At 61.3% G+C, this 22,991-nt stretch carries 18 protein-coding genes; 8 read left to right on the top strand and 10 right to left on the bottom strand.

All coding sequences use genetic code 11. The features are described 5' to 3' along the window. Positions 1-32 precede the first annotated feature (32 nt). Both ACH6CX_RS10540 and ACH6CX_RS10535 read right to left on the bottom strand, forming a co-directional pair. A complete protein-coding gene (locus tag ACH6CX_RS10540; protein WP_233006050.1) occupies positions 33-2,021 on the bottom strand; it encodes a choline BCCT transporter BetT in 1,989 nt (662 codons plus the stop codon). A 105-nt stretch (positions 2,022-2,126) separates the two neighbouring features. After that, entirely contained in the window at positions 2,127-4,112 is a 1,986-nt protein-coding gene (locus ACH6CX_RS10535) for a choline BCCT transporter BetT (RefSeq protein WP_233006049.1), read from the bottom strand. A 116-nt stretch (positions 4,113-4,228) separates the two neighbouring features. Between ACH6CX_RS10535 and arfB the strand changes: the two genes are divergently transcribed. From arfB to ACH6CX_RS10515, 4 genes are read left to right on the top strand one after another with little or no spacing between them, the layout of a single operon-like run. Next, the gene (gene arfB, locus ACH6CX_RS10530) at positions 4,229-4,645 is read left to right on the top strand and encodes an alternative ribosome rescue aminoacyl-tRNA hydrolase ArfB (RefSeq protein ID WP_237064055.1); all 417 of its coding nucleotides are present in this window, start codon (positions 4,229-4,231) and stop codon (positions 4,643-4,645) included. Positions 4,646-4,697: 52 nt separating this feature from the next. Beyond that, on the top strand, positions 4,698-5,753 hold the full coding sequence (locus ACH6CX_RS10525) for an Ldh family oxidoreductase (RefSeq protein ID WP_233006047.1): 1,056 nt from the start codon (positions 4,698-4,700) through the stop codon (positions 5,751-5,753). Between the two features lie 9 nt (positions 5,754-5,762). After that, entirely contained in the window at positions 5,763-6,164 is a 402-nt protein-coding gene (locus ACH6CX_RS10520; protein WP_237064054.1) for a GFA family protein, read from the top strand. An 11-nt stretch (positions 6,165-6,175) separates the two neighbouring features. After that, a complete protein-coding gene (locus tag ACH6CX_RS10515) occupies positions 6,176-6,754 on the top strand; it encodes an HD family hydrolase (protein WP_233006045.1) in 579 nt (192 codons plus the stop codon). A gap of 37 nt (positions 6,755-6,791) precedes the next feature. Here ACH6CX_RS10515 and ACH6CX_RS10510 read toward each other — a convergent pair whose 3' ends face one another. Next, positions 6,792-7,418, bottom strand: a complete 627-nt coding sequence (locus tag ACH6CX_RS10510; RefSeq protein ID WP_233006044.1) for a DUF2799 domain-containing protein — start codon at positions 7,416-7,418, stop codon at positions 6,792-6,794. Between the two features lie 313 nt (positions 7,419-7,731). Here ACH6CX_RS10510 and ACH6CX_RS10505 point away from each other — a divergent pair, with 313 nt between their 5' ends. Then, positions 7,732-9,174, top strand: coding sequence for an amidase (locus ACH6CX_RS10505; protein ID WP_233006043.1), 1,443 nt, complete (start codon positions 7,732-7,734; stop codon positions 9,172-9,174). Further along, on the top strand, positions 9,171-10,367 hold the full coding sequence (locus ACH6CX_RS10500; protein ID WP_233006042.1) for a pyridoxal phosphate-dependent aminotransferase: 1,197 nt from the start codon (positions 9,171-9,173) through the stop codon (positions 10,365-10,367). The genes ACH6CX_RS10505 and ACH6CX_RS10500 overlap by 4 nt, the downstream gene beginning before the upstream one ends. On the opposite strand, the gene ACH6CX_RS10495 is transcribed toward ACH6CX_RS10500, so the two are convergent. Continuing rightward, a complete protein-coding gene (locus ACH6CX_RS10495; RefSeq protein ID WP_237064052.1) occupies positions 10,333-10,803 on the bottom strand; it encodes an STAS/SEC14 domain-containing protein in 471 nt (156 codons plus the stop codon). The two genes, ACH6CX_RS10500 and ACH6CX_RS10495, sit on opposite strands and share 35 nt — an antisense overlap. A gap of 264 nt (positions 10,804-11,067) precedes the next feature. Beyond that, the gene (locus ACH6CX_RS10490; RefSeq protein WP_305080409.1) at positions 11,068-13,044 is read right to left on the bottom strand and encodes a S8 family serine peptidase; all 1,977 of its coding nucleotides are present in this window, start codon (positions 13,042-13,044) and stop codon (positions 11,068-11,070) included. 815 nt (positions 13,045-13,859) lie between these two features. Here ACH6CX_RS10490 and ACH6CX_RS10485 point away from each other — a divergent pair. Beyond that, positions 13,860-16,451: a TonB-dependent siderophore receptor gene (locus ACH6CX_RS10485; RefSeq protein WP_233006040.1), complete on the top strand. Its 2,592-nt coding sequence runs from the start codon at positions 13,860-13,862 to the stop codon at positions 16,449-16,451. 103 nt (positions 16,452-16,554) lie between these two features. On the opposite strand, the gene ACH6CX_RS10480 is transcribed toward ACH6CX_RS10485, so the two are convergent. The 4 genes from ACH6CX_RS10480 to can all read right to left on the bottom strand — a co-directional run bounded on the left by ACH6CX_RS10480 (position 16,555) and on the right by can (position 20,585). Further along, positions 16,555-17,328, bottom strand: a complete 774-nt coding sequence (locus tag ACH6CX_RS10480; RefSeq protein ID WP_237064050.1) for a glycerophosphodiester phosphodiesterase — start codon at positions 17,326-17,328, stop codon at positions 16,555-16,557. A gap of 146 nt (positions 17,329-17,474) precedes the next feature. Then, a complete protein-coding gene (locus ACH6CX_RS10475) occupies positions 17,475-17,987 on the bottom strand; it encodes a flavin reductase family protein (protein ID WP_233006038.1) in 513 nt (170 codons plus the stop codon). 137 nt (positions 17,988-18,124) lie between these two features. Then, on the bottom strand, positions 18,125-19,789 hold the full coding sequence (locus ACH6CX_RS10470; RefSeq protein ID WP_233006037.1) for an FAD-dependent oxidoreductase: 1,665 nt from the start codon (positions 19,787-19,789) through the stop codon (positions 18,125-18,127). Positions 19,790-19,928: 139 nt separating this feature from the next. After that, complete coding sequence (gene can / locus ACH6CX_RS10465) at positions 19,929-20,585, bottom strand: carbonate dehydratase (protein WP_233006036.1); 657 nt, start codon at positions 20,583-20,585, stop codon at positions 19,929-19,931. Between the two features lie 466 nt (positions 20,586-21,051). Between can and ACH6CX_RS10460 the strand changes: the two genes are divergently transcribed. Then, the gene (locus tag ACH6CX_RS10460) at positions 21,052-21,573 is read left to right on the top strand and encodes a GNAT family N-acetyltransferase (protein ID WP_237064048.1); all 522 of its coding nucleotides are present in this window, start codon (positions 21,052-21,054) and stop codon (positions 21,571-21,573) included. 50 nt (positions 21,574-21,623) lie between these two features. Here the strand turns inward: ACH6CX_RS10460 and ACH6CX_RS10455 are convergent, their stop codons facing one another. Further along, entirely contained in the window at positions 21,624-22,850 is a 1,227-nt protein-coding gene (locus tag ACH6CX_RS10455) for an MFS transporter (RefSeq protein WP_237064046.1), read from the bottom strand. Positions 22,851-22,991: the final 141 nt, after the last annotated feature.

Here is a 22,991-nt window from a genome sequence, read left to right as displayed (position 1 = left end):
GGAAGCCATTCTGCACGAGCAGGGGACGCCTGTCAGCGCAGGGTGTGCAGGAACTGCAGGTGGCGCTCGTACTGGGACAGCACATCGGTCAGCAGCTGGTCGCGGGTCCAGCCCATCACGTCGTAATCCTGGCCGCCCTCACGCAGGTGGACCTCGGCCCGGAAGTACTTGTCGGGGGAACCGTCGTCGTGACTGTCGTCTAGCTCCGCGTCCGGGTTGCCGGCATTGGGCTTCAGGTGCGCCTTGGGGTGGATACTATAGAGGAAGTCCAGCTCCTCCCCCTGCATCACCTCCAGCTGCACGACCGCGTTGTCGAGTTCCGAGACCTGCGCGGAGAAACCGTTTTTCTCCATCTGCGTGGCAAAGTCCTGCAGAGCCGGGCGGCCTACCTCGGCGATATATTCGTGCACCTCGCGCAGGGAGGGGAGCTGCACCAGGTTTTTCAGGCGACGCTCCCATGACACCGGGTTCCGGGCGCTGACCGGGGCAACCGGTGCGCTCTGGGCGTCGCGTTTGGCGGTATCGGTGCGCAGAGCCTTGATCAACCCATAAAGGGCCACCAGCAATATCAGCGAGAAGGGCAGGGCGCTGGTGATGGCCGCAGTCTGCAATGAGGCGAGGCCGCCTGCCAGCAGCAGGGCAATGGCGACCACACCGATAATGCCGGCCCAGAAGATCCGCTGCCATACCGGGGTGTCGTCGCGGCCGTGGGATGAGAGCATATTCATTACCAGGGCGCCGGAATCGGCCGAGGTGACGAAAAAGATCACCACCAGGATGATGGCCAGCATCGACAGGAAACCGGACATGGGGAACTGCTCGAGGAACTGGAACAGTGCCAGTGACTGGTCTTTCTGGATCGTGTCGGCCAGCGACTGCAGCCCTTCATCCCGGATCATGCGAATGGCTGAATTGCCGAATACCGTGAGCCAGATGATGGTAATCAGGGTGGGCATCAGCAGGGTGCCGATGGCGAACTCGCGAATGGTGCGCCCGCGCGATATACGGGCAATAAACAGCCCCACAAAGGGCGACCAGGACATACACCAGCCCCAGTAGAAGATGGTCCAGCCACCGATCCAGTCGGTGGGAGCATAGGCGTAGAGATTGAAGGTGCGGTTGACCAGCACTGATAGGTAGCTGCCGACATTCTGGACGAATGCCTGCAGCAGGTAGACGGTGCTGCCCAGGACCAGCACGGTGACCATCAGGATAGCGGCCAGGCCCATATTCAGCTGCGAGAGGCGCTTGATACCGGCATCCAGTCCCACCACCACGGAGATCGTCGCCAGCGCGGTGGTCACCACGATCAGGATGACCTGCACACCTTCCCCGACCGGCACACCGAACAGGTGGTTGAGGCCGGAGTTCATCTGCAGCACGCCGAAGCCCAGGGTAGTGGCCACACCGCAGACAGTACTGACAATCGCAAATATATCGACGGCGTGGCCAATGGGCCCGTGGATACGCTCGCCGATCATGGGGTAGAGGGCCGAGCGGAGTGTCAGGGGCAGGTTATGGCGATAGCTGAAGTAGCCAAGGATCAGTGCCACGCCGGCAAAAATTGCCCAGACGTGCAGGCCCCAGTGGAAAATACTGAGCACCAGTGCCTGCCGCGCCGCCTCGACAGTGCCGGTGTCGGCATCCGGTGGGTTTAGGTAGTGCATCACTGGTTCGGCCACCCCGAAGAACAGCAGGCCGATGCCGATACCGGCGGAAAAAAGCATTGCCAGCCAGGAGGTGAACCCGTATTCCGGCTTGGCGTGTTCGGGCCCCAGCTTGATATCCCCGAGGCGGGAGACGCCCAGTACTACCACGGTGATCAGCAGGATGGCGACAATCAGGACGTAGTACCAGCCCATGTAGTCGACAATGGCGACCTGCATGGCCTTGAAGCGTTCGGTTGCATCATCGGGGAAAAAGACCGCGTAGGCCACCAGCAACAGCAGTATGCCGGTAGAGGTATAGAACACCGGGGGATCGAAGCGGGCCTTGCCCTCATCGGTGGTGCGGAGCTTCATAAACGTCAACCGGATGTGAAACTGTCTGCCAGCCCCCGGGCCGGGGGCCGGACATCATCTTTCCAGCATAGTCCGGGGACGCTCCGTCACGCCCCGTGGCTCCCGCTAGCGCAGGGTATGCAGGAACTGCAGGTGGCGCTCGTATTGCGACACCATGTCAGTCAGCAGCTGATCCCTGGTCCAGCCCATGACATCGTAGTCCTGGCCGCCTTCGTAGAGGTGGACCTCGGCACGGAAATAGGTGTCCGGGGAGCCGTCATCCAGGGTATCGTCCAGCACCTTGTCCGCGTTGGTGGCATCGGGCTTGAGTGTGGCCTTGGGGTGCAGCCCGTAAACGAAGCTGGTTTCTTCACCCTGGTGAACCTCAATCTGCACCCACTCGTTCTCGCCCTCGGTAACCGTGGCCTCGTAACCATTTTTCTTCATCTCTTCCGCGAATTCGTGCAGGGCAGGCTTGCCGGTTTCCCGGATAAACTCGCGCACTTCCTCCAGCGATGGCAGCTGCAAGGCATTTTTCAGGCGACGCTGCCATACCACGGGGTTGCGTGCACTGATCGGGGAGACCGGTGCCGACTGGGTAATGCGCTTGACTGTATCGGTGCGCAGACCGGCAACGAGCCCGTAAATGGCCACCATCAGGATTACCGAGAACGGCAGTGCACTGGCGATTACTGCTGTCTGCAGTGAACCCAGGCCACCGGCGAGCAGCAAGGCGACCGCCACTGCGCCGATCAGGAAACACCAGAAAATCCGTTGCCATACCGGGGTATCGTCACGCCCATGGGAGGAGAGCATATTCACCACCAGCGCGCCGGAATCAGCGGATGTAACGAAAAACACCACGACCATGATCACGGCCACAAAGGAGAACACGCCGGAAAAAGGGAACTGCTCCAGGAACTGGAACAGTGCCACCGACTGGTCCTTTGCAACCACTTCGCCCAGCTGGGTAAGCCCCTCGTCCAGGATCATGTGGATCGCCGAGTTGCCGAAAAAAGTCATCCACAGGAGGGTTACCGCGGCGGGCACCAGCATCGCTCCCACGACAAACTCACGGATCGTGCGACCACGGGAAATCCGCGCAATAAACAGACCCACAAAGGGGGACCAGGACATCCACCAGCCCCAGTAGAGAATAGTCCAGCCGCCGAGCCAGTCGGTGGGGTTGTAGGCGTAGAGGTTGAAGGTCTTGCTCACGATCACCGACAGGTAGCTGCCGAAGTTCTGCACAAAGGCCTGGAGCAGGTAGACGGTGCTGCCCAGCAGCAGCACCATCACCAACAGGATGCCGGCCAGGGTCATGTTCAGCTGCGACAGGCGCTTGATGCCCGCATCCAGGCCCATTACCACCGATATGGTGGCCAGGATGGTGGTCACAATGATAAGAATGACCTGGACGCCGCTGCCCACCGGTATGCCGAAGAGGTGATTCAGGCCGGAATTGATCTGCAGGACGCCGTAGCCAAGTGTTGTGGCCACACCACAGACCGTGCCGACAATGGCAAAAACATCCACCGCGTGGCCGATCGGGCCATGGATGCGTTCACCGATCATCGGGTAGAGAGCGGAGCGCAGCGTGAGCGGCAGGTTATGGCGATAGCTGAAATACGCCAGGATCATGGCCACGATGGCGTAGATGGCCCAGGCGTGGAAACCCCAGTGGAAAAAGGTCAGCACCATGGCTTCGCGAGCTGCCTCAACCGTACCGGTGCCTCCCACCGGGGGGTTCAGGTAGTGCATGACCGGTTCGGCAACGCCGAAGAACAGGAGGCCGATACCCATACCGGCGGAGAAGAGCATCGCGAACCAGGAGCCAAACCCGTAATCGGGCTCGATATGTTCCGGTCCCAGCTTGATTTCCCCGAGCTTGGAGAGGCCGATTACGATCACACTGACCAGGATGATCGCTACCACCATGACGTAATACCAGCTCATGTTGGTGACGATCCATGCCTGGACATCCTTGAACAGGGAGGTCGCATTATCCGGGAAGAAAACCGCATAGGCGACAAGGAGCAGTAGCACGGCGGTGGCAGTGTAGAATACCGGCGGGTCATAATGCCCCTGGGTCCGGGGTTTGTTTTCGGTCATAGTGCGGATACCACCTTACGTTGCCGACACATTGAAAGGTTAAATTTTGCGCCCGCCGCTCTCAGCATAGACAATAAAACTATTTATTAAGGCGCCTTATAAGAAACAAGTCTGACATGTTAAAAGTTTCTAGCAAAATCGCGATTCCGCTCGAGGAAATTGACATGCACGCTGTGCGCTCGCAGGGCGCGGGTGGGCAGAATGTCAACAAGGTGGCCAGTGCCATTCACCTGCGCTTTGATATCCGTGCCTCCTCGCTGTCGGAAGAAGTCAAGGAGCGCCTGCTGAACCTGCAGGACCAGCGCATCACCGCTGATGGGGTCATCGTGATCAAGGCCCAGCGCTTCCGTACCCAGGAGAAAAACCGCGCGGATGCGCTGGAGAGACTGGCGGCGCTGGTCGGGAAAGCGACGCGACGGCGCAAGAAGCGCCTGGCGACCAGGCCGACCCGTGCGTCGAAAGAGCGCCGCCTGAAGCAGAAGACCCGTCGCGGGCAGGTGAAGTCACTGCGCGGGAAAGTAAGTGATCACTGACGGTCGGGGCGACTACATTGATTAACCCGTATAAATGAAACAGGAGCATTCCATGGACACCCGCTACTCCGCCGCCGAACTTCATGAATTCGCCACCCGGCTGTTCCAGGCAGCGGGACTGGCGCAGGAACGCGCCGCGGTAATGGCCAATATCTTCCTGCAGGCAGACCTGCTGGGATTCACTACCCACGGCCTCAACCGGGTGCCGCACAACCTGGATTGGCTGCAGAGCGGTGAATCCCGGGCGAAAGGGGAGCCGGTGGAGCTGTCTGATCGTGGCAACTGCTTCAACTGGGATGCGAATTTCCTGCCGGGTCCCTGGGTGCTCTCACAGGCCGTCGGCCTCGCACTGCAGCGGGTCGAGGAACACGGCGTGGTGACCGCGACCATTCGCCGCAGCCAGCATATTGCCTGCCTGGCAGCCTACCTGCCGCCGGTGATCGAGGCGGGTTGCGTGGCTATTCTCACCTGCTCCACCCCGGCGGAGAATACCGTCTCGCCCCAGGGAGGGCGCGCGCCCCTGTTTTCTGCCAACCCGCTGGCGTTTGCCGCACCTGCCGGGGAGTACCCGCTCCTGTTTGATATCAGTATGTCGGTGACGGCCGGCGGTTACGTGGCCCGCGCCGCGCGCGAGGGCAGGAAGATGCCCCAGGCCTGCCTGAAAGACAGTGAAGGCCGCTTGTCCGATGACCCGGCGGCATTCCAGGATGGTGGCAGCATCCTGCCGGTGGGCGGTGCCGACCACGGTTACAAAGGTGCTGCCCTTAGCGCAATGCTGGAAGTCCTGTCCATGGGGCTGGGTGGTTACGGCCGCGCCGACGAGACTGCCAGTGGTGACGATGAGGCCAACTCGGTGTTCCTGCAGATAATTGATCCGCGTGCCTTCGGGCCGCAGTCCGACTTCTTGCGCCAGACCCGAGCCCTGTGTCACTTGTGGGAAAACAATCCCAGTGACGGGGGCGGGGAGGTTCGGGTGCCGGGCCAGCGTGCCTGGCACGCGCGGACTGAGCAGCTGCGCGATGGGGTATCACTTTACCCGTCGATCATGGAGGATATCCGGCCCTGGGCGGAAAAACTCGGTGTCGCCATACCGGAGCCCATTGCCTGAGGAGCAGGCATGAAAATGATCAGGTCTATTGGTGGAACAGCAATCAACCCTGTCCATCTTGCCCGCTGCCATTGCGGCGCGGTTGAACTGGAATTGCAGTTACCGGATGGGGTCGTGGACCCGCGGCGTTGCGACTGCTCCCTGTGCCGCCGCCGCGGGGCCATCATGGCTTCGGTACCCCTGGCCGCAATCCGCATCCGCAAGGGTGAGGCGGACCTGCGCCTCTACCAGTTCAACACCCACACGGCGAGGCATTATTTCTGTGGCCGTTGTGGCATTTACACCCATCACCAGCGGCGTTCCAGCCCGGGAGAGTATGGTTTTAATGTCGGTTGCCTCGACGGGGTAAACCCGGCGGACCTGGAGGAAGTACCCACCAATGACGGTGTCAACCACCCCGCAGACAGGTAAAGGCTGACTGGATGCATGCGATAGAACGTGTCCTCGACTTTATTGTTGAGATCGAAAAACTGAAAAGCGTTACGCGCAAGACTCGCCCGGTGGGCCTGGAGCGCTACGAGAATTCTGCCGAGCACAGCTGGCACGTCTGCCTGTCTGCACTGATGCTGAAGGATTATGCCGACGATCCGATCGATATCGACCGGGTGATCCGCATGCTGCTGATTCATGACCTGGGTGAGATCGATGCCGGTGACAAGATCATTTATGCCAGTGAAACTGCCGAGCAGAAAAGCCGTGAGGCAGCCGGTGTCCGCCGGCTGCTGGACCTGTTGCCGGAGGGGCGCGGGGACGAATACTTTCGCCTGTGGGAGGAGTTTGAGGAGGGCGCCACCGCCGATGCCCGCTTTGCCCGCGCCGTGGACCGGGTGCCGCCGCTGCTCCACAACCTGCATGGCGGCGGCCACTCCTGGCGCAAGCACCAGGTATCGAAAGAGCGCGTGATGGATTTGAACAGCCGCATCGCCCTGGGCAGCAGGGCGCTCTGGGAGGAGATGGAAAAGCGCCTGCGGGGAGCGGCCGAGGATGGCCTGCTGAAGTAACGGGTTACTGCGGCAGGCTTCCCCGGCAGTTGGGCGTTTACCGGTAGGGCGAGCGGCGCTGGACCTCCTGGTACTCCGCCTCGCGCAATGCCAGTTCGTGTTCCAGGTCCTCGATCTCTATACCCAGTTCGGTATGGCGTTCCTTCAGCCGGGCGATGTCCGCCAGCAGGGTGATGCGCTCCTCGCGGGTAGCCTCGTCACTGATCAGGCGGGCGCTCATGCCGGTGATATCGTCGAGGATATGCTCGCGCTCCTCGGCGCGATCACCGATGGCACCGGCGACGCTGTTGACCGCACTGCGGGCCACATAAATTTCCCTGCCGGCTTCATAGGCGTGCAGGAACAGCCCTTCCAGGTCCGCGGGGCACACACCGTTGTAGTTGCCCCCGGCGCGGCCCAGGCGAAACCCGCGCATTTCTGTACAGTAATGCTCCAGGCCCTCGTTGCGGCCGGCGCGATAGGCACTGGTATCCGGCTGCACCCCGTGTTCCGCACAGGCCTCGCGGCGCCGGCCCAGCTGGGCGACAGGCTGGCCGGCGGCGCCGTCCTCGAACCCGATGCCGTGCCAGTCGGCTACCAGGCATTCCTCTTCACTCATAGTGGCGCAGCCACCGAGCCACAGCGCCAGCAGGCTGGCGAAGGTTATCCGTATCAGTTTGTTCACGATTGCTTCCCGTTCGCGATGATTACTGCGCCTAAGGTACCGCATTCATCCTGTCTGTAGCCTGAAGCCGACACGGAAATCGTGAGACGCATCACAAATTCGGCGAGAAGCAAGAGAGGGCATGCCGCATCCGGCAGTCGATGCATGAGGATTTCCCCGCCCCGGAAGGGATCTTGTTTGAGTACCTCTGTCCCAGTTGATGCCAGTGAGAAAATCGGGGCGCCATAGTCCACGAGAAGACGCCCGAATTGGCGCCAACTGGTACTAGGATTGGATGGCAATACAGAAGAAGCACAAGCGAGAGGATCCGCGGATGAACGAATTCGTCGGTATGACCGCCCTGCAACTACTGGAAGGGTATCGGAACAAGTCATTTTCCCCCGTGGAAGTTACCGGTGCACTGCTGGAGCAGATTGAGCGCTGCAACAGCGCAGTGAACGCCTATAACCTGGTGGACCCGGAGACCACGCTGGAATACGCACGTGCCTCGGAGCAGCGATACCAATCCGGGGCGACCCGGGGGGTGCTCGACGGTGTACCGGTGGCAATCAAGGACGTATTCCTCACACCCATGTGGCCCACCCTGAAGGGCTCGAAAACGGTCAACCCGGAATCCACGCTCAACAAGCAGGCCCCCTGTGTGGCCGCGCTGGACCGCAACGGTTACGTGCCCCTGGGCAAGACCACTACACCGGAATTCGGCTGGAAAGGTGTAACCGATAACCCAATCGACGGCGTTACCCGCAACCCATGGCATACCGACAGGACCGCCGGAGGCTCCAGTGGTGGCAGCTCGGCGGCGGTGGTACTGGGTATGGGGCCGCTGGCACTGGGAACCGATGCTGGCGGCTCGATTCGCATTCCCGCGGGTTTCTGTGGCCATGTGGGCCTGAAACCCAGCTTCGGTGAGGTGCCGCACTGGCCCGCCAGCCCGTTCGGGACCCTCGCCCACGCGGGTCCCATGACCTGGACCGTGGCCGACTGCGCGCTGATGATGAACGTGCTGAGCGAGGCCGATGACCGCGATACCAACGCCATCCCGCGCCGCAATATCGATTACCTGGCGTCGATACAGGGCGAGCCGGAAGAATTGCTCAAGGGCCTCAAGATCGCCTTCAGTGCCACCCTGGGTTATGTGAGCGTGGACCAGGAAGTGGAAGAAAGCGTGCGTGAGGCCGCCCATGTACTGCAGTCACTGGGCGCGCAGGTGGTGGAGGTGGCCCCGGGTTTTGACGATCCCCTGGCCTCGTTCGGTCACCTGTTTTACGGTGGCGCCGCCAATGCCCTGCGCGACCTGGGCAAGCGCCAGCGCGCGCAGATGGATCCGCAGCTGGTGGCGGTATCGGAAAAAGCGGCGCAGCTTTCAATGCTGGATTACCTGGGGGCGGTGAATGAGCGCATGGCATTGTGCGAGCGCATGGTGGCCTTCCACCGCAAGTACGACCTGCTGCTCACCCCGACCCTCCCGATCACCGCCTTCAAGGCCGGGCGCGAGGTGCCAGAGGACTGGCCCAGCACCCGCTGGCCTTCGTGGACGCCCTATACCTATCCCTTCAATATGACGGGCCAGCCGGCGATCTCGGTACCCTGTGGTTTTGCCGGCGACGGCCTGCCGATTGGCTTGCAGCTGGTGGGGCGGCGATTCGAAGACGCCGCGGTGCTGCGCGCCGCGCAGGCCTACCAGCTGGCGCGGCCGCTGACCGACCGCCGCCCGGCATTGTTCCACGAAGGTGCTGAAGCTGGAGTGCAGGTATGAGCCGGCTGGATTTCGATTTCTATGAATCCGAGGATCCGGTCTGGAACCCGGCACTGCTGACCATCCCGGTGCCGGGAATCCGCAAGATGGTGAACCTGGCGTCCACCATGGACGACGTAATCCACCTGTCCATTGGCCAGCCCGATGCGCCGGCGCCGCCCCATGTGATCCAGGCCACGGTGGATGCGCTGGAGGCGGGGCAGACCGGTTACACCATGGATGCGGGCCTGCCGGAACTGCTGGAGGCCCTGGCCGAGTACAATGGCGAGCGCTACGGCAGGGCCATCACGCCGGAGAATATCCTCGTAACCACCGGCGCCACCGAGGCCATCTACCTGGCGCTGACTGCAGTTTCCGCGCCGGGGCGGGAATTTATCGTGCCGGACCCCGCGTTTATGCTGTATGCACCGCTGATCCGCATGAACGGCGGCGAAGTCCGGCATATTCCCACCCGCGCCGAGAACAATCACCAGCTGGACCCGCAGGAGGTGATTGACGCGATCGACACCAACACCCACGCGATTGTGCTCAACTCCCCCAGCAATCCCACTGGCACGGTTTACCCGCGGGAGACGGTGGAGACCATCGTGCAGGAAGCGGCCTACCGGGGCATCTACGTGATCAGTGACGAGGTTTACGATCACCTGGTTTACGACCGCGACTATGCCGGGGTGCTGTCCTGCTGTTCCGACCTCGACCACGTGATGATCATCAGCAGTTTCTCCAAGACATTCAGTATGGCGGGTATGCGTATCGGCTGGTTGATTGCCAGCCAGGGCGCGATCCGCAAATTGCGCCGTTACCATATGTTCACCACCACGGTGGCCAACACCCCGTGCCAGTGGGCCGGGGTGGCCGCATTACGCGGCGACCGCGGTTTTATCAAGGATATAATCAGTACCTACAAGGCGCGCCGGGATCGGCTGGTACAGCTGGTGGAGGAAACCCCGTTCCTGGAGGGGTATGTACCGGACGGGGCCTTCTACCTGTTCCCGGCGCTGCCGGAAGGGGTTAACGGCAATAACGTGGCCCTGCGGCTGTTGCGGGAAACCGGTGTCTGTACCATTGCCGGTGACACTTTTGGCGAGTCCTGTCGCAACGCCCTGCGCATCAGCTATGCCACCTCCATCGACCAGATAGAGCGGGCGTTCGAGCGGATCATTCCGTGGATGGAGAAGCAGGATTTTGGTTGAACCCAGGCTGTAAATTCGCTTTTTTCGATATTCTACCCGGCCGGTTTGGTTGTTCATGCCGGCTGCATGACCCGCCGGCCAACCAGGCCTCCGCTTCGTCTTCCTCATCCAGGTCAAACCCCTTGATATCCAGGCCCGGGAATAGCTTCCCCTCCAGCTCACTGGCAGTCTGTATCCAGTCGGCATCGGTGATTACTGCCGCACGCTCAAAATGTGTCATTGCGCGGAGTAACTCCGGCAGGCGTGAGAACTTGATGACCATGGCCCCGAAGCTTGGCAAATGAAAGTCCCGGATCCGGTACAGCATCCTTCCGTTTTCAAGCTCCCTGGACAGCGCGACGAATTCATCGAGTGCTTTCTCCATTCCTGCGCCGTTCAGGTCGCCCGAGAACTCGATATCGATCCGGTTTGGCCCGGTGCGTTTGATGCTGAGCATTTTTCTCTCCCTTTGTTGGCGGCCGGTCCTGGGTTTCGCAGGCCACACTCGACAATCTGGTACCAATATATTGCCGATGCAGGATCCCTCGATATTGACCTGGATCAACCTGGTTGATGGTTTGCAAACGCCGGTTGGAAACCTGGCAGTACTGCCTTGCAGTGACTTGTTACAGTGCTCCCGTTTTCCCGGACAGCGGCAGGCAGCCATAAAAAAGGGGCGCCCTGCGCCCCTTGTTGTCTCATGTACTACCAGTCTGGCCTGTCAGTTGCTGAACCAGTAGGCATCCAGTTGCATACCACTGGCACCGCGGCGGGAATTCAGGCCGATATGCCAGGTGCCCGCGGCCGGGTTGCTGATGGTGCAGGTCTCGTCGTTGCCACCACCTGCGTCACGGCAGTCGTAGTTCCTGCGGGTCGGCTCGGCCCCGAAGCGCAGGTACAGGTCGGCATTGCCGCTGCCACCGGTTGTTGATACATCCAGGCTGGTGGCGCCGGCCGGCACGTCGATGGTGTAGTACTGCCATCCGTCCGCGGCGACGCTGACGCCAGTGGCGGTGAAGCCGTCGCTGGTGGGCTCTGTGCCGCCGTCGCTGACAGTCACAGCCTGGGTGCTGTTGCCGGTGGCGCCATCATCGTCGGTGACGGTCAGGGTGACCGAGTAGGTACCCGCAGCACTGTAGGTGTAGGTGGGGTTCTGGTCTGAGGACGAGCCTCCGTCACCAAAGTCCCAGCTGTAGCTGACAATGGTGCCGTCGCTGTCAGAGCTGGAATCGGTAAAGGTCACGAACAGGTCGCTGGCACTGAAGCTGAATCCGGCCACCGGCGCCTGGTTGGTGGGGGTGCCACCGCCGCCGACCGCGTCGATCGCCGCGCTCGCATCAATAATCCCCGCACCACAGCCGCCGCTACAGGCCCCGGGCAGGGGACGCGCGGTAGACTTGAGGATGCTCTCCACTTCGGAAGGGGTGAGGCCGCTATCGGTGGCATACATCAGGGCCGCAGCACCGGAAACATGCGGTGCTGCCATCGAGGTGCCCTGGTAATAAACATAGGTCTCGTTACCGGGGCTGGTCTGGCCGTCGTTGAGGGTGGAAGCCACCCCGTGGGTGGAATCGTACTGCAGGTCGCCTCCGGGGGCACTTACATCCACAGTGGAGCCGTAGTTGGAATAGTAAGACCGGGCACCAAAGCGCTCGGTAGCTGCTACGGAAATGACGTTGTCGCAGCTGGCCGGGCGATAACCTGAGGCATCCGCATCGCTGTTGCCGGCACTCACGACAACGGTTGTGCCATTGGCTACCGCGACATCGATAGCCGCCTGGTAGGTGGAGTCACAGGAGCCACTGCCGCCCAGGCTCATATTGATTACCTGCGCCGGGTTGCTGTTCACCGGTACGCCGGACACACTGCCGCCGGAAGCCCAGACAATACCGTCGGCGATATCGGACAGGTAGCCGCCGCATTTGCCCAGTACCCGCACCGGCACTACCTTCGAATCGAAGGCTACACCAGCAACGCCCTTGCCATTGTCTGTAACCGCGGCAACGGTTCCGGCCACGTGGGTCCCGTGCCAGCTGCTGGGCTGGTCCTGCGGCGGGCTCAGGAAACCGCACTCGCTGAAGCTAACCGCATCGCCGGGATCACTGGGATCGGCGTCGCGACCGTCGCCATCGTTGGAGACGAAGGTATCGTCGATAAAGTCGTAGCCCGGCAGGATATTGGCGTCCAGGTCCGAGTGGTAGACATAGCCGGTATCCAGCACCGCGACAGTGGCACCGGTGCCGGTCTGCTTGTCCCAGGCGGCGGGCAGGTTGATGCCGCCGGTGGCCTCATAGTAATGCCATTGAAGATCGTAGTAAGTGTCATTGGGCACGAACTGTGGCTGCATCAGCGCATCTTCCTCAACCGACACCACGTTGGGATCGGCTTCCAGTTTTGCCATCAACTTCTGCAGCTGCCCCGGTGCCATACGCTGGCCGAGTTGGTAAACCTGCCGGTCGCGCAGGGCAAGCCCGCGCACATGGGCCAGGCTGGTATTGGCCCGTGCACCATAGGCTTTGGCCCGGGCGGGCCAGTCACGCTGCGCTGTGTCCTTGTACTGAACGATGATGCGCTGGGGCATATTGGAAAAATCTGTGACGTTACTGCCGGTTACCGCAAGAGTGCCGCTTGAGGCTGCGCCCAGGGTGAGGGCGGCAGTGAGCGCGGCGAGACGAGACCCCTTCAGAATGGATTGCATTCTTATTCTTCTCCCGAATTGGTAAATGGAGTGATTGAAAAGCGCGTGGTGCGGGGTCGCCGCTGGCGATCGCGCCCCCGCGCCCCCAAAACCGGGGTGGTATATGCTCCTGGATACCTCACTTCAGGACACAGTAAATTCGGTTCCGGAAGTTAAAACATTTTCCAATACTGGTGGGTATGCAAGGGAGCTGTCCCGGAAACGAGACCCCGCTCACGGGAGTGTGTCGAAGGAGCTGACAGCTCCCCTGGAGGAATGATGATAGAGCCGGCAGCTGCGGTAGAAGTTGCCCGAAGAGAGATACTGCGTCCGGGAGTATGTGACTGCCGTTTCTCAAGTCCTTTGAGAAACCCCATTCATCAATAGTGAGCCATTGCCGGGCTCGGTGTGAGACTGGCCGAAACTGGTAAGTGCCAGGAGTTCACAATATTGTGTCTTTGCTGACAATTGGTGAACTCTGTTTGTGTTTGTGAAAGCTACCTGTACCAGTCGGTCCGACAACTGGGCGGACGCCATTGCGAGGTCGGATTTGCTGGGAGGAGGCATCTCTTCAAAAACCGCTAAAAACGATAATAAAACATACGCTTGGCGCGAAATTCAGTCTCACCTGTAACAAATTATCCGGTGAAGCGGCCGGTGTTTTGTCAATTGTCCTGAAGCATTGCCCGTACTGCCACGTTTGCATACTCTGGCTGCACATAAAAAGTGCGTCTACCGTACGTAGTTGCACAAAAAATAAGCATCGCGCGCCTTCCTGGGGTATCAGATGGCGGGAAGCTCGATGGAATAACCATAAGAGAGAGGACGGGCCCATCATGAGTAGATATTCATTCAAGCCGTTGTCACTGGCGATTGCCGCCGCCCTGGCGGTGCCGGTTTCCGGGGCTTTCGCCCAGGAGCAGGAAGAGTCCACGCCCGGTGCCGACAACCGGGTTATGGAAGAAGTGATTGCCACCGGTACGCGGCGGGAGGGCACATTGCCCACCGAGACCCTGTCTCCGGTGGATGTGGTTGGTGGGGGCGACCTGGCCGACCAGGCGAGCTTTGACCTGACCGAGTCGCTGTCCAAGATTGCGCCTTCATTCAATACCCAGCGCTTCCCGATTGCCGACGGTACCGCATTTATCCGCCCGGTGACCTTACGTAACCTGTCCCCGGACCAGACCCTGGTGCTGGTGAACGGTACCCGCCGGCACCGCTCGGCGCTGGTAAACCTGCAGGTGGCCCCACTGGGTACTGTTAACCAGGGTGCCCAGGCGGTGGACTTCTCTGCCCTGCCGTCTGCCGCAATTGAGCGTGTGGAAGTACTTCGGGATGGCGCCTCGGCCCAGTATGGCTCCGATGCCATCGCGGGCGTGGTTAACGTGATCCTGAAAGACGATGCCGAGGGCATTAATGTAGCGGCGCAGACCGGTGAGTATTTTGAGGGCGATGGCACCCGCAACAGTGTTTCCGTAAACGCCGGTTTCGGTCTGGGCGATCGTGGTTTTGTGAACACGACCATCGAGCGCTCTACGGCTGACAAGACATGGCGCGGTGCGGCCCGCCCGGATGCGGAATTTGTCGGCAGTGTTGTCGGTGAGGACCTGGTGCCGCTGGAAGGCCTCGGCCAGCGCTGGGGCGACCCGGAAGTGGAAACCACGAAGCTATTCGTGAACGCCGGCTACGATCTCAGCGAGAGCGTCGAGCTGTACGGCAACCTCGGGTACTCTGACAACGAGACCATTTCGGATTTCTTCTACCGCGGACCGGTGCTGGAGCCGCAGTATGAATTCGCTGCCCGCGGCACACTGCAGGTAGACGGGGATGGCGACTTTATGCCCGATCCCGCACCGCAGTCGCTCATCGACAGCATTGTCGGCCAGGGGCTGACCCCATCCGACTACCTGGTGGCCGATGCCTCGAGCCCCAGTGGCTACGTGCTGCGCAACCCGATTTACTCCATGTTTCCCGGCGGCTACAACCCACAGTTCGGCGCCAATATTACCGACCTGTCAGCGGTATTCGGTGCACGTGGCGAGCTGGCTTCCGGCCTGAGCTGGGATGTGCGGGCTCGCACGGCGGAAAACGAGGTTTCCTACGTACTGAAGGACTCCATCAACCCGAGCCTTGGTGCACTGTCGCCGACGTCTTTCAATCCGGGCACACTGACCCAGGAAGAGACCAGTGTGAATGCCGACTTTGTGCAACCGGTTGATATAGCGGCCTTTGCGTCGCCCCTGAACGTGGCTTTCGGTATGGAGTGGCGTCGCGAGACCTACAAGATAGGTGCCGGTGACGAGGCATCGATTGTATCCGGTCCGACCGCCGCACAATTTGGCGTGGGCTCCGACGGGTTCCAGGGCTTCCCGGAAGAGGCTGCCGGAAGTTACGACAGCGACAGCGTCGCAACTTATGTGGACCTGGAAACGGATATCACTGACCAGCTGACAGTGGGTGCGGCGCTGCGCTACGAGGATTTTGACCAGTTTGGTTCTACCTCGGACTGGAAACTCTCCGGCCGTTACGACTTCAGTGAGGCTTTCGCGCTGCGGGCTACCATGAATACCGGTTTCCGTGCGCCGACCCCGGGCCAGGTGAATACGCTCAATGTCACCACCACTGCAGATGCCAGCGGTAACCTGATTCCGAACGGTACCTACCCGGTCAATCACCCGGTCGCTGAAGCTCTCGGCGCGGTGGCACTGAACCCGGAAGAGTCCACCAGCTTTACCATCGGTGCCGTGATCAACCCGCTGGACAACACCAGTATCACTATCGATTACTACAACATCGACATCCAGGACCGACTGGCACTGCGCAATAACACCATTGGCGCAGACGAGGTAGCCCTGCTGTCGAACGCCGGAATCGAGGATGCCGCACTGCTGCAGGGAAGTAATGCCAACTTCTTCGTAAACGCCTATGATTCCGAGGTCAGTGGCATCGACCTGGCGATCACCAGCGACTTCGAAGTTGCCGGCAACCTGCTGGTGGTGGACCTGCGCCACAATCACAACCAGCAGGAAGTGACCGATGTTGCTGCCAACACGATCAATGACCTGCGCGTTTACGACCTGGAAAACCAGGTGCCCAGCGACCGCACCACGCTGACCTTCGACTACGACACCGGCGGCCTGGTGAATGGTTACCTGCGTTTCAATCGCTACAGCGACTGGGAATCCACCGGCGGCCTGTTTGAGTCTGGCCCGGCTACGTATAGCGGCGAGCTGCTGACTGACCTCGAGGTGACCTTCAACCTGGCAGACAACTACAAGGTGGCTGTCGGCGGTGAGAATATCTTTGATGTCGAGGCTGATGAGGAAGCGGACCCGACGCTGCAGTTCCTGGGAGTGCAGCAGTCCCTGACCTCGCCGTTTGGCTTTAACGGAGGCTTCTGGTACCTGCGGGCCAGCGCGCAGTTCTGACCCGTTCCCGGGCAACCAACAAAAAAAGCCGGCGCTTGCGCCGGCTTTTTTTGTTTCTGTCCAGCTGCTTTTGCTTCAAAGCAGCTGTCGGTGCATATGCTTGTCAGAGTGGTCCGGCGGGGCGGGAATCCTGTTCTTCCTCATTGAGGAACAGGACTTCTGCAGTGCGGGCAGCATTGTAGTTCATCACCAGCTGCGGTTCGTCGGTGAAAACGCCATCGGCGCCCATGGCGGCGACCAGGTGCAGGTCGTCGAGGTTGTTGACCGTGAACACATAATTGCGCAGCCCGCGACGCTTGCCGTCGGCAATCAGCTCGGCATCGACGAAATCCAGGCTCAGGTGCATGGAGTAGGCCTTGAGCGGCTCGGCACAGGCGGCCAGGTCCAGGGGGATACTGCCCAATAACACGCCGCGGCGGACTTCCGGGATCATCTGCAGGCTCTCATAGAGCTGGCGGTGATCGAAGGAAGATACCAGGTACTGCTCGAAGCTGGCACCGGTGTCGCGGACAAAGGATTCCAGTTCCTCTGCCACCAGCGCGGCGCAGCTGGGGCCCTTGATTTCAATATTGAGCTGGCAGTGGTTGCCCACGGTTTCCAGCACCTCGCGCAGGGTGGGTACGCGCCCCCCACAGGGCAGCAGTTTTTCGCGCAGGGCATTGGGGCAAAGGTCGGTGAGCAGTTCGCTGCCGGCAATCAACCGGCCCAGGCGCCGGTCGTGCTTGACGAGCAGCTGGCCACCGATATTCCAGATATCGATCTCGATACCGTCCACGTCGAACTCCAGTGCGTGCTCGATGGCCTGCAGGGTGTTCTCAGTGGCTTTCTGCCGGTAGCCGCGGTGGGCGAAGCAGAAGAGAGAGCCGGGTGTCTGCATAGGTCGCTGCTCAAAAAGTGCTCACTTTACAGTTTGCCCCTGAATTATGACGTCAAAATGACAGGGCAACCAAGCGCGGGAAGGGTCTTAAATGCAGTTTTGGCGGGTGGTACGCCCCCGGCGGAGCCGGGGGCGCCAGTGGCCTGTCAGTCTCCGGCCAGGGCGCGGTAGCGGCCGCGGTGGAAAACCAGAGGCTCGCCGCCCGAGGCGGTGAAATCGGTCACTTCGCCCAGCAGGATGGTGTGATCACCGCCCTCGATACACTGGGCCAGGCGGCACTGGAACAGGGCCGCACAGTCGTCCAGCAGGGGAACCTGGTGCGGGCCCGGCCGCCACTGCACGTGGCCAAACTTGTCGGCACCACGGCCGGCGAAAAGGTTGGAGATATGCTGCTGGTCGGACTTGAGCACATGCACCGCAAAGTGCCCCTCGGCGGTAAAGGCATCGTAACCCAGGGACTGCTTGTCGATGCTCCACAGCACCAGGGGCGGGTCCAGCGATACGGAATTGAAGCTGTTCACGGTCATGCCCACAGGTTGCCCGGCCGCGTCGGTGGTGGTGACCACGGTCACGCCAGTGGCGAACAGCCCCAGGGTGTCGCGCAGGGCGCGGTCCGGCTGGGTGGCGGGAGAGGACGCTGTGGTGCTGTCTGTGGTCATACCGTCGTTTAAAAATTGAGCAAATTTAAGGTTGGCGGCCATTCTACGCGAAAATCTGGCTTATTGCGCGTTTTGCATCCTGCGGAAAAACGTTGCCCCCCGGATAGCCCCCCGCGGGCGGCTATCCGGGGTGTGACTTACTGGTCAGCCTGCATCAGCGGTGCACACCGGGATACCAGTTCATCCCGCGCAGCGATGCGTGATCCCGTCAGTGCAAAGCCCAGTAGCTGGCCGCTGTTGTCGCGGAATTCCGCCTGCACACCATCACTGTCCGCCTGCACGTGCCATTCGCCCTCGGCCCCGGAACGCGGCGGGCACACGGTAGTGGGTCGCAGGGTCGTCTTCACCGCCACCGGGATGGCGCCGTAGCGTACGGCTTCAGGTTCGCCACTGAGGGTCTTTGCCAGCGCACGTGCACAGGCCATCAACGGTGCCACGAAGTAGAGCTGGTGGCCCTCGACCTCGGCGCAGTCACCGAGGGCAAACACGCTGCTGTCACTGGTACGCAGGTGGCGGTCCACCCGGATGCCCCGGTCCACGTCCAGTCCGGCCATTTCCGCCAGTCCGGTATTGGCCTGCAGGCCCAGGGCCGCGAGGGCAATATCCACCTCGAGGGTCTTGCCATTGTCCAGTTCTGCTCGCAGCCCGCTACCCTGTCGATCCAGTCGGGTGAGGCAGCTCCTGGGATGGAAGCGCACGCCGGCACTTTCCAGCTTGCGCCGCAGGTCGCGGCCGGCGGTCTCCGGCAGCAGCGTGGCCAGGGGCCAGGGCAGGGGATCGACCACATTGACCTCGTAGCCCGCCTGCACCAGGTCGTTGGCGAATTCACAGCCGATCAGCCCGGCGCCCAGTAACAGTACCCGGCGCCTGCCGGCCAGCGCGGTGCGGAAACCGTGGTAGTCGTCGAGGCTGTTGACGCGGAACAGGCGGGCCAGGCCATCACCCTCGATGGCGGGCAGCGGACGGCAGCTGGCACCGGTGGCCAGAACCAGCTTGCCGTAACGCAAGGTCGCCTGGTGGCTGCCGTTCACCGGTGCCACGGTCAGGGTTCGCGTGGCCGTTTCGATATTGTTTACATGGGTGTGTACCAGGATTTCGGCATCCAGTTCCCGCGCCATCTCCTCCGCGGAGCTGTTGGCCAGCTGCTGGGGTGTCTTGCCATGGGCCAGTGACGCGGACAGCAACGGCTTGGAGTAGAAAGTGCCATCGTCTGCGGTAACCAGCACCAGCGGTGTGGTGCGATCCAGCTTGCGGAATTCACGTGCCAGGTTGTAGCCAGCCAGGCCGGTGCCGATGATCACCAGGGGCTCGGCGTTGCCGTCGATGGCCGGGGTCGGTGCCGCTTCGGGCTCCGGTGCTTCCGCGCCATCGGATACCAGCACCATATCGAATTCTTCCTTACCCACGCCGCACTGCGGGCAGCACCAGTCTTCGGGTATATCTTCCCAGCGGGTGCCCGGGGCAATGCCGTCTTCCGGCCAGCCCCTGGATTCATCGTAAACCCAGCCGCATACCATGCATTCCCAGATGCGGGTACCCGTCGGCACCTGTGCTGAGGATTCTGCTTTTGCCGGGCCGCTGTGGGTGGTGGATACGGCTGCTGTACCGGGGGCAGGTTCGGCGGCGGCCTTCACCTCGAGCATCACAAACTCTTCCTTCGCCGCGCCGCACTCGGGACAGCTCCAGTCTTCCGGGATGTCCTCCCAGCGGGTACCCGGGGCGATGCCGTCCTCCGGCCAGCCCTTGGATTCGTCGTAAACCCAGCCACAGATCTGGCATTCCCAGACACGGTATTCAGTCATTGCTCCCCCGACTAATTATGCGTGAATGCGGTATGCGGCCCGGACCGAGATGGAAAAACAGGCAGGCACTACCGTCCTCGCCGTTCCTGGCCCGGCGAGGTAAGCGTGGCAGTGTAAGGAAAATCGCGGGCTAAGTCTGCTACTCGACGTCGCGCTGGGCGATATTGGTCAGCGCGCTGTGATAGACCTCGGCAATCTCGCCGGGGTGGGTTACGGATATGCCCAGGTCGTGCACCAGTCCGTCCCGCAGGCCGTAGACCCAGCCATTGACTGACAGTTTCTGGCCCTTGCGCCAGGCGTCGCGAACGATGGTGGTCTGGCAGACATGAATGACCTGTTCAAGTACGTTCAGTTCGCACAACAGGTCGATCCGCTCTTTCTGCTGGAACAGGTCGATCAGGGTGTGGTGTTTTTCCCGCACGTCCTGGATATGGCGCAGCCAGTTATCGATCAGGCCCAGCTGCTGGTTTTCCAGGGCCGCCTGGACGCCGCCACAGCCGTAGTGGCCGCAGACGATGATGTGCTTGACCTTGAGGATCTCCACCGCGTACTGCAGCACCGACAGGCAATTGAGGTCAGTGTGCACCACAACATTGGCGACATTGCGGTGTACGAACAGCTCACCCGGCAGCAGGCCGACGATCTCATTGGCGGGAACACGGCTGTCGGCGCATCCGATCCACAGGTACTCGGGCGTCTGTTGCCTGGACAGTTTGACGAAAAAGTCCGGCTTTTCCCGCCGCGTAGCCAGGGACCATTGTTGATTGTTTTTTAACAGGTGCTTGAGCGGGTGCAATATCGTTTCCCAGTATGAATGCGGGTTGACCCTTTGGTCGGACAGTGCACAGAGCATATCCGGTTTACCCCGGCCGGCCAAGTTTTGGGAGTACCGTCCCGGGGCGTCGTCTGCGGTCCCGCGTATCTGGTAAGCTGCCTCCCAGCCGACCGGTATTATCTGGCCCTAGCAGGCGCTGGCCGGTCTGGAACAAGAGACTTTTAACTGGGGTTTCCTGATTATGGCCCGTCGTCGTCCCGCCCGGCTCTCCCTGCGCACCCGCCGCCGCGCCTTCCGCGCCACGCCCCTCTGTCGCCACCGGACCCGGGTGCGATGGCTGTTGAAGCAGCGGACCCGCATACGCAGCTATAAGCGGTTGTTTCCCGAAGATGAAAAAAATGGCCGGAAAGAAGGGGATTCCAGCTCCTGAAATGGCGCCGGGCCTGCCTCCTGAAGACATTCATCGAATCTGCAACTGGAGTGGAGTATGACCACCGACCAACCCGAAGTCGCCAAAGCACCCGACCTGTCTGTGGGCATTTGCCTGGCGGATTACAGTGACCCGCGCCACGGGGCGGATATCGTCGCATTGATGGACCACTATTCCCGCGATCCCTTCGGCGGGGGTGAACCGCTCAGTGAGCGTTGCCGCGCAGAGCTGGTGGAGAAGCTGGGCAAGTTTCCCGGGGCTTTTACTGTGCTTGCCTACAGTGAGGGGCGTGCGGTCGGCCTGGTCAACTGCTTTACCGGGTTCTCGACTTTCCAGTGCGCGCCCCTGGTGAATATTCACGATGTGGTGGTTCACCGGGATGCCCGCGGCGCCGGCATCTGCGCTGCCATGCTCGACCTGGTGGTGACAGAGGCACGGGTGAGAGGCTGCTGCAAACTGACAATGGAAGTGCTGGAAAAGAACCTGCCGGCGCAGACCGCTTACCGCAAGTCTGGTTTCAAGCCTTATATCCTCGACGAGGCGCACGGGGCGGCGCTCTTCTGGGAGCGTTATCTCTGACATCAATCCACTCAAGTGGATCTGGTCCTGAGCCCGGTTATCGTAGCCGCTTATTTTGCGGGCTGGTGCGAGGGTTTCTCACTGGCCCGCCTGTGACCCTGTGCCAGTTTGAGCAGTGTGATTACCGCAATCAGCACGGCGCCCAGCAATAAGCCCGAAAGTGGGGCCTGCGGCATCGCCTGGTAGATCCAGCCGCCCACAGCAAAACCGAGGGTATATCCGCCAGTGTGCAGTAGTGACAGGCTGCCGAACTGCCGCCCGAAGCCCTGGCTGCCCTGCGCAGCAAGCAGTGTCGTGTAGCCGGGTATCAGCAGCGCAGCACCTGCCACCACCAGGAGTAATCCCGGGAAAGCCGGCCAGCTTCCCAGGCTGAGGTTGGCAATGGCGGCACCCGCCGCGAATAGCAGGGCCCCGAGCGCCAGGGCAGTGCGGGGCCCGCGCAGTCTTTTCCCCAGTGTCCACTGAACCAGTGCGCCACAGCCGGCGGCAGCGACCAGGATTAGCGCGGCGGTGGAAGAGGCGTTGCCCGCCTCATGTCCATAATAATCCATCAGCACCGGACCCAGTGCCAGTTGCAGCTGGCCGATTGAGGCCGTGCCCAGAACCGCAAGGGCAAACAGGGCCATCGGTAGCCCGGTGTTCCGGGGCGCCACCGGCAGCACCCCGGGAGCGCGACTCCCCCGCCCGCTGCCAGTGATTACCATGAGGCCGATCAGGGGCAGCAGTGCAAGCCAGCCCAGAGTCCAGATTTCCCCGCTTCCGAGTGTTGCTATTACAAGCAACGGGCCGAATCCCCGACCGAGGTTGGCTGCTGCAGACACGGAAGACAGGGCTGCGAGTTCCCGGCCGGGACGGGACAGATCGACTGCCCAGGCCTGGCAAGCAGGATAAACCCCGGCGGCGCTGATACCGTAGAGAATCCGGCTCAACCCGAGTAGCAGCATTGCGGTGGCGCCATTGATTTCCCTGGCAGCCAGCAACAGCAGCAGAGTCACGAACGATGCCTGCGCTATCAGTGTCCCGAACAGGCTGAGCAGGAGGACTGGCCGGCGGCCGTAACGGTCGCTCGCGATTCCCCAGGCCCGGCTTGATGCCATCAGGGACAGCGTCCCAACCGCGACAAGGCTGCCAATAGCGGCAAGATCAAGGCTGCACTGCCGGGCAATGACCGGAACCAGTGACAACAGGATAACCTGTGCAGCCCCCTGGCTGGCGACCACCACGTAAAGTCGCCAGGAATGCGGCTTCGCACCTGAAGCATTCACACCAACTTTCATTCCAATCTCGCCTTCCTCTCTGTCAGCCACCTGATTCCATGGCACCGGTCCTATCCCCGGTTGGGGATCGGTGAATTTTTCTCATTTGGCGGTTGCAACGCGGCTAAAGTATCTTCATGCTTTTAATAATGCAAATGATTC

Source organism: Microbulbifer sp. JSM ZJ756 (genome assembly GCF_044383805.1).
In the GTDB taxonomy this organism is placed as follows: domain Bacteria; phylum Pseudomonadota; class Gammaproteobacteria; order Pseudomonadales; family Cellvibrionaceae; genus Microbulbifer; species Microbulbifer zhoushanensis.
Note: the sequence above shows the minus strand (reverse complement) of the source record. Positions and strands in the feature narration are given on the sequence as shown.

Bases quoted from the DNA above. Each gene is read 5' to 3' on its own strand.
- ACH6CX_RS10480 (WP_237064050.1), bottom strand. From the start codon at position 17,328: ATGCAGACACCCGGCTCTCTCTTCTGCTTCGCCCACCGCGGCTACCGG.
- ACH6CX_RS10535 (WP_233006049.1), bottom strand. From the start codon at position 4,112: ATGACCGAAAACAAACCCCGGACCCAGGGGCATTATGACCCGCCGGTA.
- ACH6CX_RS10505 (WP_233006043.1), top strand. From the start codon at position 7,732: ATGAACGAATTCGTCGGTATGACCGCCCTGCAACTACTGGAAGGGTAT.
- arfB (WP_237064055.1), top strand. From the start codon at position 4,229: ATGTTAAAAGTTTCTAGCAAAATCGCGATTCCGCTCGAGGAAATTGAC.
- ACH6CX_RS10470 (WP_233006037.1), bottom strand. From the start codon at position 19,789: ATGACTGAATACCGTGTCTGGGAATGCCAGATCTGTGGCTGGGTTTAC.
- ACH6CX_RS10520 (WP_237064054.1), top strand. From the start codon at position 5,763: ATGAAAATGATCAGGTCTATTGGTGGAACAGCAATCAACCCTGTCCAT.
- ACH6CX_RS10525 (WP_233006047.1), top strand. From the start codon at position 4,698: ATGGACACCCGCTACTCCGCCGCCGAACTTCATGAATTCGCCACCCGG.
- ACH6CX_RS10455 (WP_237064046.1), bottom strand. From the start codon at position 22,850: ATGAAAGTTGGTGTGAATGCTTCAGGTGCGAAGCCGCATTCCTGGCGA.
- ACH6CX_RS10475 (WP_233006038.1), bottom strand. From the start codon at position 17,987: ATGACCACAGACAGCACCACAGCGTCCTCTCCCGCCACCCAGCCGGAC.
- ACH6CX_RS10500 (WP_233006042.1), top strand. From the start codon at position 9,171: ATGAGCCGGCTGGATTTCGATTTCTATGAATCCGAGGATCCGGTCTGG.
- ACH6CX_RS10515 (WP_233006045.1), top strand. From the start codon at position 6,176: ATGCATGCGATAGAACGTGTCCTCGACTTTATTGTTGAGATCGAAAAA.
- ACH6CX_RS10540 (WP_233006050.1), bottom strand. From the start codon at position 2,021: ATGAAGCTCCGCACCACCGATGAGGGCAAGGCCCGCTTCGATCCCCCG.
- ACH6CX_RS10490 (WP_305080409.1), bottom strand. From the start codon at position 13,044: ATGCAATCCATTCTGAAGGGGTCTCGTCTCGCCGCGCTCACTGCCGCC.
- ACH6CX_RS10485 (WP_233006040.1), top strand. From the start codon at position 13,860: ATGAGTAGATATTCATTCAAGCCGTTGTCACTGGCGATTGCCGCCGCC.
- ACH6CX_RS10495 (WP_237064052.1), bottom strand. From the start codon at position 10,803: ATGCTCAGCATCAAACGCACCGGGCCAAACCGGATCGATATCGAGTTC.
- ACH6CX_RS10460 (WP_237064048.1), top strand. From the start codon at position 21,052: ATGACCACCGACCAACCCGAAGTCGCCAAAGCACCCGACCTGTCTGTG.